Raw genomic sequence first — 17,291 nt, 5'->3', positions numbered from 1 at the left:
TTCGCTGACCGATTTCTGCTGCGGCAGGGCCGCGAAGATCGCCGCCAGATCCTTTTCATCCGCCGGGGTCAGGCCGGTGTTGCCGTTGATGAACTCGACGACGTCATAGCCCTGGTTCATGCAATGCTTGATCAGCGGATAGCCCGCGAGCGCGCCGATCACGAAGATGCCGGGGACGGTCGATTCGAAGGTCGGCGACAGCTTCGGAAAGGCTTCGCGGTCGGGGCCGGTGAACTCGATCCCCATCGATTCGACGAAACCGCGCGGCGCGACCGAGCCCAAACGCGCGACGATCACGTCGCACTCGATCTTCTCGTCGCCGTTCGGGGTTTCGAGCGTCAGCCAGCCCGGTTCGACCTTCTTCGGCTGCGTCTCGGTCCGGATCGACATGAAGCCATTCTCGCCCGCCTCCATCATGTCGGAGACATTCTTGGCCTTGGCGCGCGCGAAATCCTTCGAGCGGTTGAGGATGGTGACGGTGTTTTCCAGCGCCTCTTCGGCGACGCCGAGCGCGTTCTCGATCCCCGCGTCGCCCGATCCGACGACGGTGATATGCCTGTCCTTGAAATCCTCCGGATCATCGACCTGATAGATGATGTGCGGCAGGTCGTTGCCCTCGCAGCGCAGCCGGTTCGGATTGCCCTGCGTCCCGATTGCCAGCACGATATTCTCGGCCCGATAGATGTCGCCCTTGGCAGTCCTTATCTCGAACGCGCCTTGCTGTCCTGTCACTTCGGCGACATCGGCGTGCCGGACGACATTGACCTTGTTGTTCGCGGCATCCTCGTCCCAATTGGCGAGGATATATTCGCGCGCACCCTCGGCAAAACGGCAGTCGGAGCGGAGGTCGAGCCGCTCCGGCGTCGCGAGGACGCGCTTGCCCTTCTGATATTTGAAGATGGTGTCGGAGAGGTGATCGGTCTTTTCGAGCAGGACATGACTGAGGCCGAGCTGTCCGGCGCGCGACGCGGCGCTGAGCCCGGCGGGCCCCGAGCCAATGATCGCGACCTTCACGATCTCGCTCATGCGTACGCATCCTCGCGGCGAACGCGGCCGATCCCGGTCCTGATGCTCACAAAGGCGCGAACGGGCATCCTAATCCCCCCAATCGCCCACCCCTGGGCGACCACATATGGATGCGACCCGGACTTATGTCCTGGATGGAGAGCTATGCCCTTGAAAGCGGGAAAAGGTCAACTGGCGAGGCGGAGTTTTCGGCTGCTGCGAGACGTTCGCAACTAACCCGTCGCCCCCGCGAAGGCGGGCGACGGCATCGGACCCGTTACCCTCCCGGCCGCACCTGATTGTCGACGCCGCTCACCGCGAGGCGCGGCCTGCCCTTGCCCGCGATTCGCCAGGTGACGACATTATCGACGCCCGACACGGTGAGCGGCGCGCCGGGACGCAAGGTGATGCTGATCTGGTTGCCGACGCCATTGACGGTCAGGCCGGGGCAATCGCCCACGAAGTCGATATGATTGCCCGAACCCGACACTTCGGCGGGCTGTCCGCCACAGTCGATCCGGTGTGCCTGATCGACCCCGCTGACGGCCGCGCCGTCGCGCGTTCCGGTGCCGTTGTTCCGCTGCGCGGCGAGCGGTGCGGCGGTGACGGCGAGGCTGACGGCGATGGTGGGAAGCAGATATTTCGCGGCGACAGAATAGTGGAACAAGGTCGTCTCCTTCGTTCCCCGCCTCGAAATTCCCTTGTCGTTCAATGCTATGGAAAAACGCCCGCGTCAACGGGCTAACCTGCGCCCTTCCCGTCACGCCGGACTTGATCCGGGTTGACGATAAGGACTGTCAGGCCAGTTCGAACATTGCCGCGATGCGGTCCGACTGGCCCGGCTCGAAGCGCACCCAGCCGTCGGGGCCCAGCTTTTCGAGCGGCCGGAAGCGCGCCTTGTATGCCATCCGCGTCGATCCCTCGATCCAGTAGCCGAGATAGACATAGGGCAGTCCGGCCTTCGCCGCGCGCAGCACATGGTCGGCGATGATATAGGTGCCGAGCCCCTCGCGCAGCGGATGGTTCGCGTCGAAGAAGCTGTAGATCATCGACAGCCCGTCGCCCTGCCGGTCGGTCAGGCAACAGCCGACGAGGCGGCCGCGGCTGCCGTCGACGGCCGGCTCGCGATATTCGATCATATAGCTGTCGACCGGCGTCTGCTCGACCATGTCGGCGAAATCCTGCTCGTCCATGTCGGCCATGCCGCCGTTCGGATGGCGCGAGCCGAGATAGGCGCGGAGCAGTGCATATTGCTCCTCGGTCGCCCACGGTTTGCACGCGGTCGCGACGAGATCGCGGTTGCGGCGGATCGTGCGCTTCTGCGAATTGCTGGGCGCGAATTCATCGGCGCAGACGCGCACCGACACGCAGGCCGAGCAATCGGCGCAGCTCGGGCGATAGGCGACCGACTGGCTGCGGCGAAAGCCGATGCGGCCGAGCGCGTCGTTCAGTTCATTCGCATTGTTGCCGCTGAGTTCGGTGAACACCTTGCGCTCGGTCTTGCCTTCCAGATAGGGGCACGGCGCCGGGCTGGTGACGAAGAAGCGCGGAAAACGGAACGGTGCGGACACGCGAGACAGACCTCCGGATTTGCGATGCGGATACCCCCCACGCGGGTCCCGACGCGCGACATGCAGCGAATATGCCGCGCCCGGTCAATGGTGCAAAGACCGTTTACCATTTTTGTTTGTTCCGGATTGAATCAACCGGAAAATTTTCTGAATCGCGCGGTAACTTTTGTGCCGATTTGAATCGGATCAGCTGTATCCGCGCAGCTCGTCGCCGGTCAGCGTCGCGACGTGAAGCACGTTGGTCGACCCCGGCGTCCCGAACGGCACCCCCGCCATCATGACGAGCTTCGCGCCCGCCTTGCCGATCCCGTGGCGCAGCGCCATGCGCTTGCCCTTGGCAATCATCTCCTCGAAGCTGCCGATGTCCTTGGTCGGCACCGCATGCGCGCCCCAGAGCAGCCCCATCCGCCGTGCGGCATCGCGCTTCGGGGTCAGGACGAGCAAAGGTGCGTTCGGACGCTCGCGCGCGACGCGGCGCGCGGTCGATCCCGATGCGGTGAAACAGATGATCGCGTCGGCGGCGATCGTCTGGATGATATTCCCCGCCGCCTCGGCGAGCGCATCGGCGGTCGTCGCGTCGGGCGCGGTCTCGGTGAAATGCAGGCGGCGGAAATAGTCGGGGTCGCTTTCGACCGAGCGCGCGATCGAGTCCATCATGGTGACCGCTTCGACCGGCCAGGCGCCCGCGGCGGTTTCCGCCGACAGCATGATCGCGTCGGCGCCGTCATAGACCGCGGTCGCGACGTCAGAGACCTCAGCGCGCGTCGGCGAGGGCGAGACGATCATCGATTCGAGCATCTGCGTCGCGACGACGACCGGCTTGCCCATGCGCCGCGCGGTCGCGACGATGCGCTTCTGGAGCGGCGGCACGGCTTCGGGCGGCAGCTCGACGCCCAGGTCGCCGCGCGCGACCATCGCGGCGTCGGCGATCTCCAATATCTCCTCGAGCCGCTGCACCCCCGCGGGCTTCTCGAACTTGACGAGCAGTGCCGCCTTGCCGCCGATCAGCCGCCGCGCCTCGGCGACGTCCTCGGGCCGCTGAACGAACGACAGCGCGATCCAGTCGACATGTTGTTCGAGCGCGAAGGCCAGATCCTTGCGGTCCTTCTCGGTCAGCGCCGCGAGCGGGACGACGACATCGGGGACATTGACGCCCTTGCGATCCGAAATCTTGCCGCCGACCTCGACGATCGTCTCGATCCGGTCGGGCGTCACGCTCTTCACACGCAGCACCAGCTTGCCATCGTCGACCAGTAACCGCGTATCGGGTTCGAGCGCGGCGAAGAGTTCGGGGTGCGGCAGATGAACGCGCGTCGCATCGCCCGGCGCCTTGTCGGTGTCGAGGACGAAGGGCTTGCCCTTGACCAGTTCGGCGGGACCGTCGCGGAACGTCCCGACACGCAACTTCGGCCCCTGCAGATCGACAAGGATCGTCGTCGGACGCCCGGTCTCCTTCTCCAGCGCCCGGATTGCAGCGATGACCTTGGCATGACCCGCGTGGTCGCCATGGCTCATATTGACGCGAAAGGCGTCGGCTCCGGCCAGGTGTAGCGCCGCGATCATCCCGGGGTTCGCGCTCGCGGGGCCAAGCGTCGCCAGGATGCGCACCTTGCGCTGGCGGGGTGTGAAACTCTGGACCACAGATGCTCCGCAGACTGGAAAAATGCCGGCCGCCTGCCTAGGCGCGTTGCACGGGCGAAGGCAAGCCGCGTATAGCTATGCAACGCCCCAGATGAAGGAATAACGCCATGTCCTGCAGCGACGACCGGACCGTCCCGAACGACGCGCTCGATACCCTCGACGATGCGGTCGCCGCCGCGGCCTTTCGCCGCCTCGTCCGCCTGCTCCAGCATCGCAGCGACGCCGCGAATATCGACCTGATGGGGCTTGCGGGATTCTGCCGCAACTGCCTCGGCGACTGGGTCGCCGAGGCCGGCGCCATGGACAAGGAAGCGGGCCGCGCGATCGTCCACGGCATGCCGACCGCCGAGTGGAAAGCGCGCTTCCATGTCGCCGCCACACCCGAACAACTCGCCCGGATGGAAGAAAGCATGGCGAAGAATCCCGGACCTCGCTAATCGGACGCCCGAGGCGATTCTCGCCGCCCCCAATCCAACCTTCAGCGGAGTCCAAAATGAGCGAAGCCACCGTGTCCGACGAACAACTGCGCCTTTTCATCGAGCGCATCGAGCGGCTGGAAGAAGAAAAGAAGGGCATCGCCGACGATATCCGCGACGTCTATCTCGAATCGAAGTCGCAGGGCTATGATCCCAAGATCATGCGTCAGATCGTCCGCCTGCGCAAAATGCCCGTCCACGACCGCAAGGAAATGGAAGCGATCCTCGACGTTTACAAATCGGCGCTCGGAATCGCCTGAGCCCGCCTGACAGGAGAGTGACGATGTTCAGCACCACCACGAACAATGTCGAAGGCCGTCCGGTCCGCGAATATCTGGGCATCGTCACCGGCGAGGTGATCGTCGGCGCCAATCTGTTCCGCGACCTGTTCGCGTCGATCACCGACATCGTCGGCGGCCGCTCGGGCAAATATGAGGACGTCCTCGCCCGCGCCCGCAAGGAAGCGATCCAGGAAATGGAGGCCGAGGCCGCGCGCCTCGGCGGCAATGCGGTGATCGGGGTCGATCTCGATTATGAAGTGCTCGGCCAGAACGGGTCGATGCTGATGGTGTCGGCCAGCGGGACGGCCGTAGTTGTCTGATCGCGCATGTCGCGCTAGGGGCGACGCCACATTTTTCTATCCGATGGAGGGTGGCTGTGGCCGGCCATAGTAAATTCAAGAACATCATGCACCGCAAGGGTGCACAGGATAAAAAACGCAGCAGCCTCTTCTCGAAGCTGAGCCGCGAAATCACCGTCGCGGCGAAGATGGGCTTGCCCGATCCTGATGCGAACGCGCGCCTCCGCGCCGCGGTCAACGCCGCCAAGGCGCAGTCGATGCCGAAGGACAATATCCAGCGCGCGATCGACAAGGCGGCGGGCAACGACGGCGATAATTACGAGGAAATCCGCTACGAAGGCTATGGCCCCGGCGGCGTGTCGCTGATCGTCGAAGCGCTCACCGACAACCGCAACCGCACCGCAACCAACGTCCGCACCGCGTTCAGCAAGAATGGCGGCAACCTCGGCACCAGCGGCAGCGTGTCCCACGGCTTCGACCGCCTCGGCCTGATCAACTATGGCGCGAACGCCGGCGACGCCGACACCGTGTTCGAAGCCGCGCTCGACGCCGGCGCCGACGATGTCGAATCGTCGGAGGACGGCCACGACATCTGGACGAGCGTCGATTCCTTGCACGAAGTCGCAAAGGCGCTCGAAGCCAAGCTCGGCGAGGCCGAAGGCGTCAAGCTCGCGTGGAAGCCGACGCTGAAAAGCGAAGTCGCCGACGAAAGCGTCGCGCAGACGCTGTTCAAGCTGATCGACACCCTCGACGACGACGACGACGTCCAGACCGTATGGGGCAATTACGAAATCCCCGACGCGGTGATGGAGAAACTGGGGTGACTCTCACCTCCCCTCCCGCTTGCGGGAGGGGTCGGGGGTGGGCCGATATGTGGCGCCTCCCCTGCCCACCCCAAACCCCTCCCGCAAGCGGGAGGGGCTTTTGCCCATGATCATCCTCGGCCTCGACCCCTCGCTCAGCTGCACCGGCTGGGGCGTCATCCGCGTCGAGGGCAGCCGGATCAGCCATATCGCCAACGGGCAGGTAAAAACCGACGCCAAGGCCGCCCTGCCCGACCGGCTCGCCTATCTCGACACCGTGCTCGCCGCAGTGATCGCCGACCATGCGCCCGTCTGCGCGGCGGTCGAGGAAGTCTTCGTCAACGACAATCCGCAATCGACGCTGAAGCTCGCGCACGCGCGCGGCGTCGCCCTGCTCGCCTGCGCGCGCAGCGGGCTGACCGTCAGCGAATATGCGCCGCGGCTGGTCAAGAAAGCGATCGTCGGCACCGGCGGCGCGGCGAAGGAGCAGGTGCAGGCGATGCTCCGCGTGCTGCTCCCTGGCGCGAAGGTCGCGGGGGCGGACGCAGCGGATGCGCTGGCGGTGGCGATCTGTCACGCCAATCACCGGCCGCGCGCTTGAAAGTTCACGCGGAGACGCGGAGGCGCGGAGAGATACCCCAAAGCCGTTCGCCCTGAGCTTGCCGAACGGCCGCTCCTTCTTGGCCGCAGGAAGGAAAAACGGTGCTTCGACAAGCTCAGAGCGAACGGGGTTGGGTGATACAGCATGTTCGCGCCTTCGCGTGAAACCATTTTCCAATCGTCGCCCGAACCAAATTTGTTCCCTTTTCATTCTCACCGCGCTAGGCAAGGCGAATGATCGCGAAACTCACCGGACGGCTCGACAGCAGCGGCGCAGGCCATGCAGTGATCGACGTCGGCGGCGTCGGCTATCTGGTCGAGGCGTCGGCGCGCACCCTGGACGCGCTGGGCGCGGTCGGCGGCGACGTCACCATCCACACCGAAATGCTGGTCGGCGAGGATTTTCTGCGCCTGCTCGGCTTCGCGCGCGCCGAGGAGCGCGACTGGTTCCGCCTGCTCACCAGCGTGCAGGGCGTCGGCGCGAAGGTCGCGCTTGCGATCCTGTCGGCTCTCGAGATCGGCGACCTGCAACGCGCGCTCGCGAGCGGCGACAGCGCGATGATCGCGCGTGCGAACGGCGTCGGGCCGAAGCTTGCACAGCGGATCGCGCATGAGCTGAAGGACAAGGCTGGGGCGCTGGGCGGTATCGCGGGTTCGAATCCCTCCGTCTCCGCCGCAGCCGGTCCGCTCGGCGATGCCGTCACCGCCCTCACCGGCCTCGGCTTCAAGCCCGGGGAGGCAAGCGCCGCCGTGGCCGCTGCCAGCGAGGCACTAGGCGTGGGGGCGACGCTGGACGCGCTCGTTCGCGCCGCGCTCAAAAAGGCCGCCAAATGAGCGACCGCGTCCGCCGCGCCTCCTGCCGCTGCGGCCAGGTCAGCATGACCTGCACCGGCGAGCCGATCCGCGTGTCGGTCTGTCATTGCCGCGAATGCAAGGCGCGCAGCGGCAGCGCCTTTGCCGCGCAGGTTCGCTTTTCGGCCGAGCAGGTCCGCATCGAGGGCGAGGCAAACGCCAGGATGTGGCAATATACCGGCGAGAGCGGCAACACCGCGGACTTCTTCTTTTGCGGCACCTGCGGCTCGGGCGTCTGGTATAAAGCCCGGCCCTATCATGACGCCTATGCAATACCGCTCGGCAATTTCGAGCCGGGCCATGGTTTCGTACCCGATTATTCGGTTTACGAGGACCGGATGGAACCTTGGGTTTCGATTACCGGCGAAGGGGTCGAACACTTTGACTGAGTGCTCACCTTCTCTCCCTTTCGTCATGCTGAACTTGTTTCAGCATCCATGGCCCTGAGCGCGCGGCCATGCGCGACATCTTTCAGCCCTGCGCCTATATTCTCGCGAGTTATCTCAATGGCACGCTCTACATCGGCGTCACCTCGAATCTCGTCCAGCTCATCTGGCAGCACCGCAACGGCGCGACCAAAGGCTTTTCGGCAAAGTATAGGACCTATCGCCTCGTCCATTTCGAACTGTTCGGAACCATGGCCGATGCCATCACCCGCGAAAGGCAGCTCAAAAACTGGCATCGCGCATGGAAGATCAACCTGATCGAAGCCGACAATCCCAAATGGCGCGACCTGGCCTTCGAAGTCGGTGCCGAGCCGATCGGCCAGGCCATGGATGCTGAAACAAGTTCAGCATGATGAGATTTATGGCTATCGCGAAACCGTGACCGACCTTACCACCCCCCTGCGCACCCCCGAGGACGCCGACGCGGCGCTCCGCCCCAAATCGCTCGCCGAGTTCGTCGGGCAGGCGGCGGCGCGCGAGAATCTGCGTATCTTCATTGAGGCGGCAAAGACGCGGTCAGACGCGCTCGACCATGTGCTGTTCTTCGGGCCGCCGGGTCTCGGCAAGACGACGCTGGCGCAGATCGTCGCGCGCGAGCTTGGCGTCGGTTTCCGCTCCACCTCGGGTCCGGTGATCGCCAAGGCGGGCGACCTTGCCGCGCTGCTCACTAATCTTGAGGACGGCGACGTCCTGTTCATCGACGAGATCCACCGCCTGTCGCCCGCGGTCGAGGAAATCCTCTACCCCGCGATGGAGGACCGCGCGCTCGACATCATGATCGGCGAGGGGCCCTCGGCGCGCAGCGTCCGCATCGACCTGCCGAAATTCACGCTCGTCGGCGCGACGACGCGGCAGGGCCTGCTGACGACGCCGCTGCGCGACCGCTTCGGCATTCCGGTGCGGCTCAACTTCTACACGCATGGCGAGCTCGAACAGGTGATCGGCCGCGCCGCACGGCTGCTCGGGCTGGGTATCGCGCCCGACGGCGCGCTCGAAATCGCGAAGCGCTCGCGCGGGACCCCGCGTATCGCCGGGCGGCTGCTCCGCCGCGTGCGCGATTTCGCGACGGTGGCGGGGGCACAGATCGTCGATGCGAAGGTCGCCGACGCGGCGCTCAATCGGCTGGAGGTCGATGCGCTCGGGCTCGACGCGATGGATCGGCGCTACCTCACCATGATCGCCGACATCTATCGCGGCGGCCCGGTCGGCGCCGACACGCTCGCGGCGGGACTCAGCGAGCCGCGCGACACGATCGAGGATGTGATCGAGCCCTATCTGCTCCAGATCGGCCTGATCGCCCGCACCGCACGCGGGCGAATGCTCAACGCCAGCGCGTGGAAGCATCTGGGGCTCAATCCGCCTGCAGGCACGCAAGACGGGCTTTTCGACCAAGGGAAATAGCCCCGTGCCCCTGCGAAGGCAGGGGCCCATCTTCAGACGGTCCATCCACTCGCAGAAGGCTGCAGGGTGTCGCAACGGGATGTGATGGGCCCCTGCCTTCGCAGGGGCACGGAACTACCAAATGCCGTTTCGCTGCGACGAACCGTTGAAGAGGGCTTTGCGGCGAGTCGATGCCCCGCTATCGGTCTTAACCATGGCGGACGTTCCCCCACCCTTCATCCCCGGCGCCTTCGTCGGGGCTGCGCATCATTACCGGGCGCGCGTCTATTTCGAGGACACCGACCTGTCGGGCATCGTCTATCACGCCAATTACCTCCGCTATATGGAACGCGCGCGCTCCGACATGCTGCGCCTCGCCGGAATCGACCAGCGCGCGGCGATGGAGAGCGGCGAAGGCGCATGGGCGGTCACCGACCTGACCATCAAATACCGCAGTCCCGCGAAGCTCGACGACGATTTGCTGGTCGTCAGCACCGTCGAGGCGGTGCGCGGCGCGAGCGTGATCATCGCGCAGCGCATCCTTCGCGGTCAGGACACGTTAACCGAGGGGCGTGTTACCGCCGCCTTCCTGTCGCCCGAAGGCCGGCCGCGCCGCCAGCCAGCGGGCTGGGCCGACCGCTTCACCGCCATCATGAATGGAGAGACCATCCCTTGCTAGACAATATCAAGCTGGCGGCCGACGCCGCGACGCTGTCGCCGATCGCGCTGTTCATCCAGGCCGACTGGATCGTCAAAGGCGTGATGATCGGCCTGCTGCTCGCCTCTATCTATGTCTGGGCGGTGATCCTGACTCACGGCTTCAGCGTCCGTAAGTTGATGAGCGCGTCCGAAACCTTCGAGCGCGATTTCTGGCGCGCGGGCAATATCGACAAATTCTACGACGAGAATGGCCGCGAGGAATTGCCGAGCGCGAAGGTCTTCGCGGCGGGTATCTCCGAATGGCGCCGCTCCACCGCAGGCAAGAACGTCGATCGCGAGGGCACGCGCGAACGCCTCGGCGTCGCGATGAACGCCGCGGTCGAGGGTGAGGTCGATCGGCTTGCCGACAAGATCGGGACACTCGCGACCATCGGCTCGGTCGCGCCGTTCGTCGGCCTGTTCGGCACCGTGTGGGGCATCATGCGCAGCTTCACCGCGATCGCCGCCTCGAACAACAGCAGCCTCGCCGTCGTCGCGCCCGGCATCGCCGAAGCGCTGTTCGCGACCGCGATCGGCCTGTTCGCCGCCATCCCTGCGGTGATCGCCTACAATGCCTTCTCCCAGCGATTGAACCGGCTTGAATCGCGGCTCGGCCGCTTCGCCGACGGGCTGCACGCGATGTTCAGCCGCGAGCTGGAGGTCGAAGCCTGATGGCGATGAGCGGACCTTCGGGCGCGACCGGCAGGCGGCGCGGGCGCGGCAGCCGCCGCGCGCCGATGTCGGAGATCAACGTCACGCCGCTCGTCGACGTGATGCTGGTGCTGCTGATCATCTTCATGATCACCGCGCCGCTGCTTGCCTCCGCCGTCCCGATCGACCTGCCCGAAAGCCGCGCCAAGCCCGTAGAGACCGAGGAGCAGGAGCCGGTGCAGCTGTCGATCAACGGAGACGACACCATTTATATCGGCGAAGAGGTCGTGCCCGAGGCCGAGCTTCCCGCGCGGCTCGATGCGATCGCCGCCGCGCAAAAGGACAGCGACAAGCCGCGCCAGATCATGCTGCGCGCCGACAAGGGGCTCGATTATGGCCGCGTGATGCGGATCATGGGCGAGCTCAACCGCGCCGGCCTGTCGCGCATCGCGCTCGTCACGACCGGATCGGAAGGCGCCGCGCCGGCCGAGGCCGCGGTCACCGACGGTTCAGACGCGGCGCAATAGGCAGGGACGATGGCGGCGCAAACGGCATCCCGGGGGAATCAGAAGACCGGCATCGCGATCGCGGTGGCGCTGCATATCGTCGTGATCGGGCTGCTCTCGGTGCAATGGACCGCAGGCGACCGGCGCTTCGACAATCCGCCGATGGAAGTCGATCTGATCGCCGAGACCGCGCCGCAATCGTCGGCACCGGTGATCAGTGAGACCCCGCCCGCCGCCCGGCTGGGCGAGGAAGACGCGACCGACATCGCATCGCCCGAGCCCGTCCCGCCGCCTCCGCTTCCCGAGCCTGTGGTGCGCCCGACGCCCGCCCCGGCGCCGAAGCAGGTGGCACGTCCGGTCCCGACTCCGCCCAAAAAGGCTCCGCCCGCCGCGCAAAAGGCGGCGCCGAAGCCGGCGCCGAAAGCGACGCCGAAGAAAACGACGACCGGCCCCACCGGCCGCCTCGACGGAATCATCGACGGCCTCGCGAAGTCGCAGCCCAAGAAGCCTGCGGGCAAAGGCGCACCCGCTGCAACGACATCCGCCGAGGTTCGCCGCTCGATCGACGTCAGCATCAAGGCTAAGGTCGGCCCGCGCTGGAATGGGTGTAAGGTCACCGGCGTCGATGTCGATCAGCTCAAGACCGTGGTCAAATTCCGCCTCACCGCCGCGGGAGCCCTCGCCGGTTTCACCAGCGTCGAAACCTCGGGACAGAATGACAGCAACCGCTTCCAGGTCCAGCGGCACCAGGAATGCGCGAAACGTGCGATCGAACTCGCCGCCCCCTTCGATCTTCCGGAAGAAAATTACAGCTTCTGGCAGAATTACACGCTCGATTTCATCAAAAGGTAGAGAGAGATGCTCCTGCGCCCCATCGCCCTTTCACTCGCTCTTGCGCTCGGTGCCGCTCCGGCTTTCGCGCAGGTCAACCCGCCCGCCGTCCCCGCGCCGACCGAACCGCGCGAAACGATCGAGGGCACGCTCTCGCAGGATCGCACCGTCATCGCGGTCCCCGCCTTCGCGACCCCCGCTGCGGTGAACGTCGCGGGGCTCAACACCGCCAGCCTCGGCAAGCAGATTTCCGACGTGATCGCCGCCGACCTCGAACGCAGCGGGCTTTACGCCCCGCTCGGCCCCGGCAGCGTCCGCGCGATCAGCATGACCGAGGTGCGCGCGCCGCAATTCGCAGACTGGAAGGCCCGCAACGCCGAAAATGTCGTCCACGGCTTCGTGCAGGCGAGCGGCACCGGCGGGCTCGTCGTCGGCTGCTATCTCTACGACACCGATCTCGGCAGCGAACTGGTGCGCCAGGGCTATGAGATCCAGCCCGGCGACTGGCGCCGCGCCGCGCATAAATGCGCCGACGCCATCTATTCGCGCCTGTCGGGCGAATCGCCCTTCTTCGACAGCCGCGTCGCCTATATCGCCGAGAGCGGCCCCAAGGGGAACCGCATCAAGCGGCTCGCGATCATGGACTCGGACGGCGGCAACCACCGCTTCATCACCAACGGCCAGGCGCTCGCGCTCAGCCCGCGCTTCTCGCCCGATTACAAGAAGATCGTTTACGTCAGCTATCTGAACGACCGCGTCCGCGTCTTCATCTACGACGTCAATGCGGGCACGCAAAAGCTGGTGACCGAAAGCCGGAACGCGACCTTCGCGCCGCGCTGGTCGCCCGATGGTACCCAGATTCTCTATTCGATGGCGGTCGGCGGCAACACCGACATCTATCGCATCTCGGCGAATGGCGGCACCCCCGTGCGGCTGACCAGCACGCCCGGAATCGATGTCGGCGGCAGCTTCTCGCCCGACGGCAAGAAGATCGTGTTCGAAAGCGACCGGTCGGGCAGCCAGCAAATCTACACGATGAACATCGACGGTTCGAACCAGCAGCGGATCAGCTTCGGCGGCGGCCGCTATGCCACCCCCGAATGGTCGCCGCGCGGCGACCTCATTGCCTTCACCAAGATGGGCGGCGGCGAGTTCCGCGTCGGGGTGATGACGCCGTCGGGCGGCGGCACGCGCCTGCTCACCAACAGCTGGCAGGATGAGGCGCCGACCTGGTCGCCGAACGGCCGCGTCATCCAGTTCTTCCGCACCTCGCCGGGCAAGGACGGCAAGTCGACGCTATGGCAGGTCGATCTGACCGGCGTGAACCTGCGCCGCCTGCCGACCCCGCAGGACGGATCGGACCCGAGCTGGGGGCCGATCCTGCCCTGACCCGGAGCCGCGGAACCAAAGGAAATCCGCGGGGTTTGACTCTGCGCGTTCAATGCAGGTTAATGCTCCGCGGTCACGACTGAAAAACGCAACAACAAGAGGACAGACAAGATGACGATACGCAAAACAACCGCGATGATCGCGGCGATCACCATGCTTGCTGTGGGTGCATGCGCGAAGAAGGCGCCGGAAGTACTTCCGCCCGCTCCTGAAGGAAGCGGGACCGATACCGGATCGAATACCGGTGGCGTGGTCCCCGGATCGCAGCAAGACTTTATCGCCAATGTTTCGTCGGACCGGATTTTCTTCGGCTTCGATCAGTATAATGTCGATGCCGAGGATCAGGCGACGCTGCAGAGCCAGGCGCAATGGCTCGCGCGCAACCCCGCCGTCCGCGTCACGCTGGAAGGCCACGCCGACGAGCGCGGCACCCGCGACTACAACATCGCGCTCGGCGAGCGCCGCGCCAACGCCGCGAAAAACTACCTTGCGACGCTGGGCGTCGATCCGTCGCGCATCAACGTGATCAGCTATGGCAAGGAACGCCCGGCGGCGGTGGGCTCGAACGAGGAAGCCTGGGCGCAGAACCGGCGCGCAGTAACCGTCGTCATCGGGAACTGATCAGCAGCCACAGCGGCACCGCGGCCCAGGCCGCGATGCACGCGAACAGACCGAAGGGGACCCGCCGCCGGGCAAGCGGCTGGTCCCCTTTTTGCTGGACGAAAAGCGCCCAGCCGATCCCCCCGAGACTGGCGAGCAGCAGCGCCAGCGGCAGCGCCTGCCAGCCGAGCCAGCAGCCGATCGCCGCGACCAGCTTCGGATCGCCGCCGCCCATCCCCTCGGCGCCGCGCGCGCGGCGATAGACCCAGGCGATCGCAGCAAGCCCCAGTCCGCCCACGGCGGCGGCAATCCAGCGATCGAGCAAAGCCGTGCCCAGCATCGGCCCAGCCAGCAGGAGCCCTGCGAGCGCGAGAATGGCACTCAGGCGATCGGGAAGCCAGAAGTGGCGCGCGTCGAGAAGCGCGAGCGGCAGCAGCAGCCAGCCGAAGAGCGCCCAGAGCCAGCCCGCCGTACCGGGCAGGAGCGCCAGCGCGACGACCCCGATCAGCCCCGAAACCAGCTCGACGCGGCCATGAAACGGATCGATACCGGCACCGCAGCGGCCGCATTTTCCGCGCGCCAGCAGCGCCGACAGGAGCGGCACCAGTTCCCATGCCCGCAGCGGGCGCCCGCAGCCGTCGCATTGCGAGCGTCCAAGCACCGATCGTCCGACGGGCCAGCGCAGCACCAGCGTCGCGATGAAGCTGCCGAGAATGAGGCCGGCGAGACCAGCAAGCATGACAGAGGCGCCGAAGGGCAAGGTATCAAGGGTTGATGAAATAATCTCCAGCCTTCCCTTATCCAACTTCGAGCAATCACCGCGTCCCCGCGAAGGCGGGGACCCATCTCCGGCCGGTTCAAAATCGCACCAACAGGAAATGGACCCCCGCCTTCGCGGGGGAACATGATCTTTCAAAGAGCCGCTAGAACCGGCCCATCGTCGTCAGCACATATCCGCTCGATCCGGGCTTGAACCCGAGCACCGTCAGCGCCGCCGCCATCGCCGGATCGCGATCGACGTTGATCGCGAATTGCCCGCGATACGCGCCCTTGCCGTCGAACGACAGGGTCAGCCGCTCCATCCCCGACTGGCTCGCGAGCGCGGCCTGCGCACGCCCGTTCGCGCAGGTCAGCGGCCCCGACAGCCCGCGCGACAGATCGAGCCCGGCGAGCGGCGCGTTGACCATCAGTTGCAGCCGCCCCGCCGCCGCAACGCATTGGCCCGCATCGTCGAAACGTACCGCCGCCCCCTCGAAGCGGATCGTATCGACCGGCACCATCCCGAGCCCGCCCGAAAGCGAGGTGGTGCCATTGACGTCGGACATGCCGCGCGGATTGCTGCCGTGCAGCCGTCCCGACAGCGCCCCGAGCCGGTCGTCAGCCCGCGAAAAGGCAAGTTCGATATCGCCGCCGAGCAGCGCGAGCGGCGACAGGCTGGCGCGGACGGTGCCCAGCGGCAAGGCGCCGAGCCGCGCATCGATCAGCGCGCCCGACCATATCGAACCGCGAACCTCGCGCGCCGCGATCCCGGCGTCGCCCGCGCCCGCCAGCGACAGTGCCAGCCGCATCGGAAAGGTCGCGACGATCAGGATCAGCGCGAACGACGCGGCGGCGACGATCCAGCGCCGGCGCACGCTCATTGTCCGGCCTTTCTCAGTTCGGCGGTCATGCCCACGGTGCCGTCGGCAGCGGGGGCAATGGTGAGCTGATCGACGATGAAACCCTGCCCTTCCAGTCCCGCGAGCCAGTCGGTGAGCACCGGCGCTTTGGCGGCCGCAATCGCGATCGTCGCCTGCCCCTGCCCGCGCGCCTCGTTGCGGTCGAGCGTCAGCCCGATCTCGCCCGCCGATTGGGCGAGATATTGGTCGATCTGGATCGCATCGACCGCCGAAGCCACCGATTTCGCGGGGCGCCGCGCGAGCAAGGCGACCTTTGCCGCGACCCGGCCCTCGCGCTCGATCGCGGCGCCATGCCGGGTTTCGAGGTCGACGAAGGCCGCGACCGCGGAGCGGCCGATCGCCCAGCCGAGCACGCCGAGCGCGAGCACGCCGGCGACGCCGACGAGCCAGCGCTCGCGCATCGACAGGCCGCTCCACCAGCTTTTGACTGCATCCATCATGGCACCGCCCGGATCGTTACATTCGCCATCTGCTGACCGTCGGTGCCCGCCATCGGCTGCGCGGTGATGCGATAGCCATGCGCCTGCAGCGCGAGCAGCACCGTGTTGATATCGTCGACCCGCGGCGCCGCGAGCGTCGTGGTCAGCGTCCCGTCGGTGCGATGCGACAGGGTCTTGAGCGATACGCCCGGCGTATCGCGCATCGCGTCGTAAAGCGCCGACGCGGGCACCGAGAACGCCAGCGGCCCGCCACCGGCGGCGGCGAGGCGCCGGTCGAGTTCGGCCTCCGCCGCTTCGGCATCCGCGGCAGTGATGCCAGCCTTTTTCGCCATCGCGACAGTCGCCTCGTCGGCGCGGTTCGTATCCGCCGTCAACCGGACCGCATGGACGATCGGGATCAGCAGGCTGACCGCGGCAAGCGCGATCAGCAGCCGCTTCGCAAGCCGCAGCAGCGCCGGATCGACCGCCCAGCCCCGCTTGGGCTTCCATGCCCCGCTGAGCAGATCGAGCGGCGGCGCGGCGAGCGAGAGCAGCAGCGCCTCGCGCATCCGCTCGGGCTCGAGCGGCGCTATATGGCGCTCGCCCGCGATCAGCGGGTCGAGTTCGGGGTCCGACAGGAAGGCGCGGTCATCGGTGCGAACGATCGCCTCACCGCCGACCTCCGCGAGCCACAGCGTGTCTGGCTCCGGCGGCGGAACCGTGGCTGCGGCGGGCACGATCGCAGCCGGCGCCAGCCCCCGCCCGGCAAGCCACTCGGTCCACGCCGTCATCGCAGCATGCGTCGTCACCGCGACCGGCACTGCCTGCCCCGCCTCCGCGGGTGGGCCTGCAACAACGTGCAGCGCGGCGGCGTCGCCCAGACTGCCTTTCAGCGCGTCGAGCCGCGCTGCCGCAGCGGCCTGCGCGGGCGCAGCGTCGGGATAATGATGCCAGCGCAGCGGCACGTCGACCGCCGGCGCCAGCGCAATCAGCCGGTCGTCGGCCGTGTCATCCTGCGGCCGCTCCCACGCATCGACCCAGCCGTCATCCTGTCCCGAATCGACGATTACGCCGTCGTCGACCCGCAGCCAGGCTGGGCGGACCGCGGTCTCGCCGCCGAGCGCCGCCACCGGGGGCAGCCAGAGAATCAGGGTGCGGCCCAT

23 protein-coding genes are annotated in these 17,291 nt (G+C 66.5%); 15 read left to right on the top strand and 8 right to left on the bottom strand.

The window, feature by feature from the left end; all coding sequences use genetic code 11:
* The 4 genes from ACE3SL_RS08945 to pyk all read right to left on the bottom strand — a co-directional run.
* Positions 1-1,026: NAD(P)/FAD-dependent oxidoreductase (locus tag ACE3SL_RS08945; RefSeq protein ID WP_374525386.1), on the bottom strand; the 1,026-nt coding region annotated here is incomplete at its 3' end.
* 256 nt (positions 1,027-1,282) lie between these two features.
* A complete protein-coding gene (locus ACE3SL_RS08940; protein ID WP_374525385.1) occupies positions 1,283-1,672 on the bottom strand; it encodes a DUF3060 domain-containing protein in 390 nt (129 codons plus the stop codon).
* Between the two features lie 130 nt (positions 1,673-1,802).
* Positions 1,803-2,576: an arginyltransferase gene (locus ACE3SL_RS08935; protein ID WP_374525384.1), complete on the bottom strand. Its 774-nt coding sequence runs from the start codon at positions 2,574-2,576 to the stop codon at positions 1,803-1,805.
* 186 nt (positions 2,577-2,762) lie between these two features.
* Positions 2,763-4,217, bottom strand: coding sequence for a pyruvate kinase (gene pyk, locus ACE3SL_RS08930; protein ID WP_374525383.1), 1,455 nt, complete (start codon positions 4,215-4,217; stop codon positions 2,763-2,765).
* A gap of 107 nt (positions 4,218-4,324) precedes the next feature.
* On the opposite strand from pyk, the gene ACE3SL_RS08925 reads away from it, so the two are divergent.
* From ACE3SL_RS08925 to pal, 15 genes are all read left to right on the top strand, one after another.
* Positions 4,325-4,654, top strand: coding sequence for a DUF1244 domain-containing protein (locus ACE3SL_RS08925; protein ID WP_374525382.1), 330 nt, complete (start codon positions 4,325-4,327; stop codon positions 4,652-4,654).
* A 56-nt stretch (positions 4,655-4,710) separates the two neighbouring features.
* On the top strand, positions 4,711-4,953 hold the full coding sequence (locus tag ACE3SL_RS08920) for a DUF2312 domain-containing protein (RefSeq protein ID WP_058814959.1): 243 nt from the start codon (positions 4,711-4,713) through the stop codon (positions 4,951-4,953).
* Positions 4,954-4,976: 23 nt separating this feature from the next.
* Positions 4,977-5,294: a YbjQ family protein gene (locus tag ACE3SL_RS08915; RefSeq protein ID WP_374525381.1), complete on the top strand. Its 318-nt coding sequence runs from the start codon at positions 4,977-4,979 to the stop codon at positions 5,292-5,294.
* A 56-nt stretch (positions 5,295-5,350) separates the two neighbouring features.
* Positions 5,351-6,097, top strand: a complete 747-nt coding sequence (locus ACE3SL_RS08910) for a YebC/PmpR family DNA-binding transcriptional regulator (RefSeq protein WP_374525380.1) — start codon at positions 5,351-5,353, stop codon at positions 6,095-6,097.
* Positions 6,098-6,203: 106 nt separating this feature from the next.
* A complete protein-coding gene (gene ruvC / locus ACE3SL_RS08905) occupies positions 6,204-6,677 on the top strand; it encodes a crossover junction endodeoxyribonuclease RuvC (protein WP_374525388.1) in 474 nt (157 codons plus the stop codon).
* Between the two features lie 233 nt (positions 6,678-6,910).
* Positions 6,911-7,510: a Holliday junction branch migration protein RuvA gene (gene ruvA / locus ACE3SL_RS08900; RefSeq protein ID WP_374525379.1), complete on the top strand. Its 600-nt coding sequence runs from the start codon at positions 6,911-6,913 to the stop codon at positions 7,508-7,510.
* A complete protein-coding gene (locus ACE3SL_RS08895; RefSeq protein WP_374525378.1) occupies positions 7,507-7,917 on the top strand; it encodes a GFA family protein in 411 nt (136 codons plus the stop codon). The genes ruvA and ACE3SL_RS08895 overlap by 4 nt, the downstream gene beginning before the upstream one ends.
* A gap of 68 nt (positions 7,918-7,985) precedes the next feature.
* Positions 7,986-8,327 (top strand): GIY-YIG nuclease family protein, encoded by a 342-nt coding sequence (locus tag ACE3SL_RS08890; protein WP_374525377.1) that lies wholly within the window; start codon positions 7,986-7,988, stop codon positions 8,325-8,327.
* The gene (ruvB, locus tag ACE3SL_RS08885) at positions 8,305-9,375 is read left to right on the top strand and encodes a Holliday junction branch migration DNA helicase RuvB (RefSeq protein ID WP_374525376.1); all 1,071 of its coding nucleotides are present in this window, start codon (positions 8,305-8,307) and stop codon (positions 9,373-9,375) included. Before ACE3SL_RS08890 ends, ruvB begins: the two co-directional genes overlap by 23 nt.
* 193 nt (positions 9,376-9,568) lie before the next feature.
* Positions 9,569-10,033, top strand: a complete 465-nt coding sequence (locus ACE3SL_RS08880) for a YbgC/FadM family acyl-CoA thioesterase (protein WP_374525375.1) — start codon at positions 9,569-9,571, stop codon at positions 10,031-10,033.
* A complete protein-coding gene (gene tolQ, locus ACE3SL_RS08875; protein WP_374525374.1) occupies positions 10,027-10,725 on the top strand; it encodes a protein TolQ in 699 nt (232 codons plus the stop codon). The genes ACE3SL_RS08880 and tolQ overlap by 7 nt, the downstream gene beginning before the upstream one ends.
* Positions 10,725-11,231 (top strand): protein TolR, encoded by a 507-nt coding sequence (gene tolR / locus ACE3SL_RS08870; RefSeq protein ID WP_374525373.1) that lies wholly within the window; start codon positions 10,725-10,727, stop codon positions 11,229-11,231. The genes tolQ and tolR overlap by 1 nt, the downstream gene beginning before the upstream one ends.
* Before the next feature lie 9 nt (positions 11,232-11,240).
* Positions 11,241-12,062, top strand: a complete 822-nt coding sequence (locus ACE3SL_RS08865; protein WP_374525372.1) for a hypothetical protein — start codon at positions 11,241-11,243, stop codon at positions 12,060-12,062.
* A gap of 6 nt (positions 12,063-12,068) precedes the next feature.
* Positions 12,069-13,430, top strand: a complete 1,362-nt coding sequence (tolB, locus tag ACE3SL_RS08860) for a Tol-Pal system beta propeller repeat protein TolB (RefSeq protein WP_374525371.1) — start codon at positions 12,069-12,071, stop codon at positions 13,428-13,430.
* 111 nt (positions 13,431-13,541) lie between these two features.
* Positions 13,542-14,051 carry a peptidoglycan-associated lipoprotein Pal gene (pal, locus tag ACE3SL_RS08855; RefSeq protein WP_374525370.1) on the top strand — a complete coding sequence of 170 codons (510 nt, stop codon included), beginning with the start codon at positions 13,542-13,544 and terminating at the stop codon, positions 14,049-14,051.
* On the opposite strand, the gene ACE3SL_RS08850 is transcribed toward pal, so the two are convergent.
* The 4 genes from ACE3SL_RS08850 to gspL form a co-directional block, all read right to left on the bottom strand.
* Positions 14,038-14,769: an A24 family peptidase gene (locus ACE3SL_RS08850; protein WP_374525369.1), complete on the bottom strand. Its 732-nt coding sequence runs from the start codon at positions 14,767-14,769 to the stop codon at positions 14,038-14,040. The two genes, pal and ACE3SL_RS08850, sit on opposite strands and share 14 nt — an antisense overlap.
* 184 nt (positions 14,770-14,953) lie before the next feature.
* A complete protein-coding gene (locus ACE3SL_RS08845) occupies positions 14,954-15,670 on the bottom strand; it encodes a type II secretion system protein N (RefSeq protein WP_374525368.1) in 717 nt (238 codons plus the stop codon).
* Positions 15,667-16,149: a type II secretion system protein GspM gene (gene gspM / locus ACE3SL_RS08840; RefSeq protein ID WP_374525367.1), complete on the bottom strand. Its 483-nt coding sequence runs from the start codon at positions 16,147-16,149 to the stop codon at positions 15,667-15,669. The genes ACE3SL_RS08845 and gspM overlap by 4 nt, the downstream gene beginning before the upstream one ends.
* Positions 16,146-17,291: a type II secretion system protein GspL gene (gene gspL / locus ACE3SL_RS08835; RefSeq protein ID WP_374525366.1), complete on the bottom strand. Its 1,146-nt coding sequence runs from the start codon at positions 17,289-17,291 to the stop codon at positions 16,146-16,148. Before gspL ends, gspM begins: the two co-directional genes overlap by 4 nt.

Origin of the sequence: Sphingopyxis sp. (assembly GCF_041916015.1) — a bacterium.
In the GTDB taxonomy this organism is placed as follows: Bacteria; Pseudomonadota; Alphaproteobacteria; order Sphingomonadales; family Sphingomonadaceae; genus Sphingopyxis.
This window is presented reverse-complemented; position numbering and strand designations above follow the sequence as displayed.

Bases quoted from the DNA above. Each gene is read 5' to 3' on its own strand.
- ACE3SL_RS08925 (WP_374525382.1), top strand. From the start codon at position 4,325: ATGTCCTGCAGCGACGACCGGACCGTCCCGAACGACGCGCTCGATACC.
- ACE3SL_RS08920 (WP_058814959.1), top strand. From the start codon at position 4,711: ATGAGCGAAGCCACCGTGTCCGACGAACAACTGCGCCTTTTCATCGAG.
- ACE3SL_RS08915 (WP_374525381.1), top strand. From the start codon at position 4,977: ATGTTCAGCACCACCACGAACAATGTCGAAGGCCGTCCGGTCCGCGAA.
- ruvC (WP_374525388.1), top strand. From the start codon at position 6,204: ATGATCATCCTCGGCCTCGACCCCTCGCTCAGCTGCACCGGCTGGGGC.
- ruvA (WP_374525379.1), top strand. From the start codon at position 6,911: ATGATCGCGAAACTCACCGGACGGCTCGACAGCAGCGGCGCAGGCCAT.
- ACE3SL_RS08895 (WP_374525378.1), top strand. From the start codon at position 7,507: ATGAGCGACCGCGTCCGCCGCGCCTCCTGCCGCTGCGGCCAGGTCAGC.
- ACE3SL_RS08890 (WP_374525377.1), top strand. From the start codon at position 7,986: ATGCGCGACATCTTTCAGCCCTGCGCCTATATTCTCGCGAGTTATCTC.
- ruvB (WP_374525376.1), top strand. From the start codon at position 8,305: ATGCTGAAACAAGTTCAGCATGATGAGATTTATGGCTATCGCGAAACC.
- ACE3SL_RS08880 (WP_374525375.1), top strand. From the start codon at position 9,569: ATGGCGGACGTTCCCCCACCCTTCATCCCCGGCGCCTTCGTCGGGGCT.
- tolR (WP_374525373.1), top strand. From the start codon at position 10,725: ATGGCGATGAGCGGACCTTCGGGCGCGACCGGCAGGCGGCGCGGGCGC.
- ACE3SL_RS08865 (WP_374525372.1), top strand. From the start codon at position 11,241: ATGGCGGCGCAAACGGCATCCCGGGGGAATCAGAAGACCGGCATCGCG.
- tolB (WP_374525371.1), top strand. From the start codon at position 12,069: ATGCTCCTGCGCCCCATCGCCCTTTCACTCGCTCTTGCGCTCGGTGCC.
- pal (WP_374525370.1), top strand. From the start codon at position 13,542: ATGACGATACGCAAAACAACCGCGATGATCGCGGCGATCACCATGCTT.
- ACE3SL_RS08850 (WP_374525369.1), bottom strand. From the start codon at position 14,769: ATGCTTGCTGGTCTCGCCGGCCTCATTCTCGGCAGCTTCATCGCGACG.
- ACE3SL_RS08845 (WP_374525368.1), bottom strand. From the start codon at position 15,670: ATGAGCGTGCGCCGGCGCTGGATCGTCGCCGCCGCGTCGTTCGCGCTG.
- gspM (WP_374525367.1), bottom strand. From the start codon at position 16,149: ATGATGGATGCAGTCAAAAGCTGGTGGAGCGGCCTGTCGATGCGCGAG.
- gspL (WP_374525366.1), bottom strand. From the start codon at position 17,291: ATGGGCCGCACCCTGATTCTCTGGCTGCCCCCGGTGGCGGCGCTCGGC.